Consider the following 4,350-nt stretch of genomic DNA (forward strand, 5'->3'; position numbering starts at 1 on the left):
GAAGGCCATGTCCCTCACGCCGATTTGCTCCGCCTTCCAAATCTCGATGCGCATGCGCTCTTCGGGTTGCAGTTGCCAGTACTTCTTCTTCGTCATCCACTACACCTTACCAAATGGCAAGGTGTTGCACTTCAGATTTGAGGACGCCAGGTATGACTCAAACCCCGGCTTACCTGGTACAACGAATATGCTGGCACCGACAGCAGCGGTATAGTTTGACAAACGTCAATGCGCGCCTTTTTTATCGAGTCTCCTCGTGCGAAACGGGCCAAATCGATGCCTGCGAGACCCCCGGCAATTGCGCGTCACGAAATGAACAAAGTAATGGCGCGATTGTCGGCTTGAATTCCAATTTCACCGCATTGCGAAAAATATCATACGCCACTTGCAGAGTGGCAATCACATTTTGCCCATTTACCGTAAGTGGCATAGATTTCGCTATATGCATGCTACATGCATAATTTCATGACGTGTCTAACCACGGTCGGATGACATCTCATACTAAATTCAGGCAGATATAGAATGACAGGCGGCGTTATTGCGTTAGGAATTACCGGCGAATGCTACAAAAAACGTATCGCGAAAAGGAGCGAAGATATATATATGAAGTACAAGCAGCGCGTGTTGCATTTTTTTTGGAGCTTGGCACAGGCAGCGCTGATATCTATCGTGCTGGCCTCTTGCGGTGGTGACGGGGACGACCCCCCGGCCTCGCCCGACCCGCAGACGATGGCCACCACCGCCTCGGTTCCCGTCGAGAAGAGTTGCTCGAACTGCGGGGCGCTGGACGCACACACCTATGCTGGTAGCGGCATAGGTGTTTGGGAAAGCGTTAATAGCACATCCTCGGCTGTGGAGGCTCCCATCAGCATCTCAGGGCTGAACGGGCAGGATATCACGCTCGTTTTCACTAATCAAACCGGAACTCCACAAGTTATGCCGACAATTGCAGTGGCAGCGCGGAACTATTCCTTCGTGGCCGAGCAACTACGATTGGATGACAGCACGGAAGCGCTTAAACGCCGAATATCGAGTTTTAATCGAGATGGATGGAGAGTGCACGCCAAAGAGCAAAATTATGCTCCACGCTATTATTTGTCGCCTAGTAGACTGGATAACGGTAGTGTGAAAATCTGGTATCTAGCGGACGATACGACTCGCTCCACAACCTTGGTTCGTAAACTCATGACAGCTGACGGCACCATTGTCAATTTCTGGGTAGAGACAACTGAACTCGATCCAACAAAGGTGAGTCAAGCGGTTCTCGACACGCTAGCAGGCGATTTCGTCTCTCCTGGCAAGATCTACGATATTCTGAATTCAATTGGGGGACCCCTCTGGGGGCCCCACAGCTATAGCGATCTGATTAGTGGCCATGATCAGCCAATTGACATCGTAATCGCCAAGTTCACTAGGGGTTCCGAGATGGCCGGATACTTCTACGCGCGCAATGCAATCAAGCGTGAGAGCGAGCCATACTCAAATGAATCGGTGTCGCTCTACCTGAACTCTGAAGAAATGTACCAAAGTGGTACCTACGGCTTGAATTACATGCGATCTGCAATGGCGCATGAAGCCATGCACATGCAGAACTTCTACCGCCGAGGCGTTTCCAAGGGCCCGGACTACCAGTTCGAAATATGGCTGGAAGAAGCCACAGCTATGATGTTTGAGGACTTTGTGAGCCAGACCATCGAGAAGAACTTCAATACGATTAGGGACGTCCGCTTCACCAACTACGTAAGATTTGGTGATCGAATTCACAATTGCAGTCTGTTTGTTTGGGACAAAGCCAGTACATGCAACGGATATTCAATCTGGGGATCGCTCGGTGGATTTCTCAACCGTCAGCTCGGACTGAGCTTTTACAAGCATCTTCTTACCAACGTTAGCAGCACTGATTCGATGGCGGTTCTCGAATCTTCAGTTCGGGACACGGCAGCAACCTCCAGCTTCCAACAGGAATTGCGCCACTTTGCCGCGACATCAGGTGCACTAATGAAGGAACCCGCCCCAGTCGGCTTTGGCTTTCCTTTGCGAGAGGAAGGTGGATTCGTGTTGCCTGAAATTAACGCGGGCGGCTTTCTAAATGATCGTAGTCAGTTATCAATGGTGCCCGCTAAGCTCCACCCCTATGCCAACGTGCCAGTAGTCCGGGAGCATGTGAAAGGTATGTATAGCGAAACGGTGAAGATTCCGCCCCACTCCTCACTGTCCGTCGTGATTCAATGATGCGAAGAGAGTGCCGTCAACCACATATTCTGTGGACCTATGACTCCATGATTGCTTTGCTAGTTGCCCTTAGCGTTGCTGCATGCGCTGTGGGACCAACCGAGGGACAGCATCTGACGTTGGTCGGTGAGATCTACATCAAGGGCAATGAGCCCTTCCCAAAGGTCATACTTGAGACAGCGACCCATGAAAGCTGGGAACTGGAAGGTGTGCCACTGACTGATGCGCGATTGGTAAGCCGTCGCCACGTAACGGTACGTGGCGTCGTAAGAAGATCGCCGTCCCGGGGTGTGTGGTTACCTTCGTTACGAGTAGAGAGCCCTCCACAAGTGGCTGGGCCATAATGTTGTTGCTTACCGTGACAGATCACTGAAGGGAATGCACTAAAAGGATATCCGATGCCGGTTAGTAGGGGCCTGGCATCAGTTTCCACCGTCAAATTACAGCCCATTGGCGCCATTACTTGATGCCGCTCTACTTGTTTGATGATGTTTATGACTGATTCAATATAAAAATATTGGCTCCTTCATTATCGACAGTATTGGAATGGCTTGGCGAGATCTTAAACCTATCTTTGGAGTATGTTTATCTTGGTCCCAATTACCACCGCCTCGAATTTCGATCTCCCCGATGACATCGCGAAGCTTTTGGTTGATCCAAAGACGTATTCAAACCGTGAGCTATTGGACTCCGCCTATACGTGGGCGCGTGCCAACAACCCGTTCGGTCGTGCCGTTATTGATGGCTTCGACCCATTCTGGGTTGCAACGAAGTATGCCGATGTCAGCGCCATTTCACGTGACAGTAGCCTATTTCGCAACGGTGACTATTCTGTTGTTTGCCGATCAAAGGCCGCAATCGACTATATAATTTCGGTCACTGGGTCTCCGCATATTGTCAAGGCGCTAGTTCAGTTCGATGGTGATGAGCACAAGAAAATGCGCGCGCTGGCGCAGTCATGGTTCATGCCTGACAGCCTGCTCAGCCTGGACGAGCGTATCCGACGACTGGCCCGTTGCTGTGTTGACAAACTTGCGCATTACGAAGGGGAGGTCATAGATTTTTCTAGAAATATTGCGCTATATTATCCTTTGCATGTAATAATGGATATTCTAGGAATTCCCTCTGAAGATGAGGCCAAAATGTTGGTCCTGACGCAAGAGTTGTTTGGTGGGGAAGATCCGGAACTCAATCGAGGGAAGGCGGAGGTCGCTTCCGGTAAAGATGTTTTGGCAAAGAATCTACTAGCAGTAGTAGAAGACTTTCGGCATTATTTCAATAAGCTGACATCTGACAAAAGGACGAGTCCACGTAACGATATGGCAACATTGCTTTCCAACGCGGTCGTAAATGGCGAACCGATTGGCGATGCCAACCGCTTGGGCTACTACATTATTATTGCCACGGCGGGACACGATACCACGTCATCGTCCTCCGCGATCGCAATGTGGGCACTTAGCCAGTTCCCTGATTTGCTGCCTCGACTTCAAGCCGATGCGGCGCTGATTCCGCAATTTGTCGACGAGGCGGTGCGCTTTGCGTCACCGGTGAGTCACTTCATGCGTACCGCGGCTGCGGATACGGAGATCCGAGGACGCACTGTTCGCAAAGGCGATTGGATAATGCTGTGCTACGGCTCGGCGAATCGAGATGAAGATGTCTTTGATAAACCATTCGAGTTCAGCATTGATCGAAAGGAAGTCCACCATCTGGCATTTGGAGCAGGGCCTCATATTTGTCTGGGCCAGCACTTGGCCAAGATGGAAATGCGCATCCTGTTTGAGGAAATGATACCGCGCCTTGAACGCGTGGAGTCAGCTGGGGAGCTCGAGATGGTCGCATCCAGCTTCGTCGGTGGGCCTAAGCATCTTCCTTTGCGCTGCTTCATGCGATAGAGTAATTTTTCCTGGTACATAACTAAGATTAGTCACAGACAGCGTGAGAGGGGACTTATTTGGGGGGCATTTTATGTTTAGGACATAACTTGTCACCAAGGGACATGCTGATCAATGAGGTTTGCGCTTGATGTCGCACGGGCCAGTGACCGCGGTTTTCGCAATGCGAGAGAGATAGGCCGATTCAAGCCGGTTTTTCTCGCATTTCACGCCTTTCCTGGTG

At 50.7% G+C, this 4,350-nt stretch carries 3 protein-coding genes; 2 read left to right on the top strand and 1 reads right to left on the bottom strand.

What is annotated here, in order from left to right; translation table 11 throughout:
• Window positions 1-96: helix-turn-helix domain-containing protein (locus tag J8I34_RS33365; RefSeq protein ID WP_209808463.1), on the bottom strand; the 96-nt coding region annotated here is incomplete at its 3' end.
• A 507-nt stretch (window positions 97-603) separates the two neighbouring features.
• Here J8I34_RS33365 and J8I34_RS33370 point away from each other — a divergent pair.
• Both J8I34_RS33370 and J8I34_RS33375 read left to right on the top strand, forming a co-directional pair.
• Window positions 604-2,232 (top strand): M30 family zinc metallopeptidase, encoded by a 1,629-nt coding sequence (locus tag J8I34_RS33370; RefSeq protein ID WP_209778301.1) that lies wholly within the window; start codon window positions 604-606, stop codon window positions 2,230-2,232.
• Between the two features lie 581 nt (window positions 2,233-2,813).
• Window positions 2,814-4,127, top strand: a complete 1,314-nt coding sequence (locus J8I34_RS33375) for a cytochrome P450 (RefSeq protein WP_209778299.1) — start codon at window positions 2,814-2,816, stop codon at window positions 4,125-4,127.
• Window positions 4,128-4,350: the final 223 nt, after the last annotated feature.

Origin of the sequence: Cupriavidus phytohabitans, from assembly GCF_017815025.1 — a bacterium.
In the GTDB taxonomy this organism is placed as follows: domain Bacteria; phylum Pseudomonadota; class Gammaproteobacteria; order Burkholderiales; family Burkholderiaceae; genus Cupriavidus.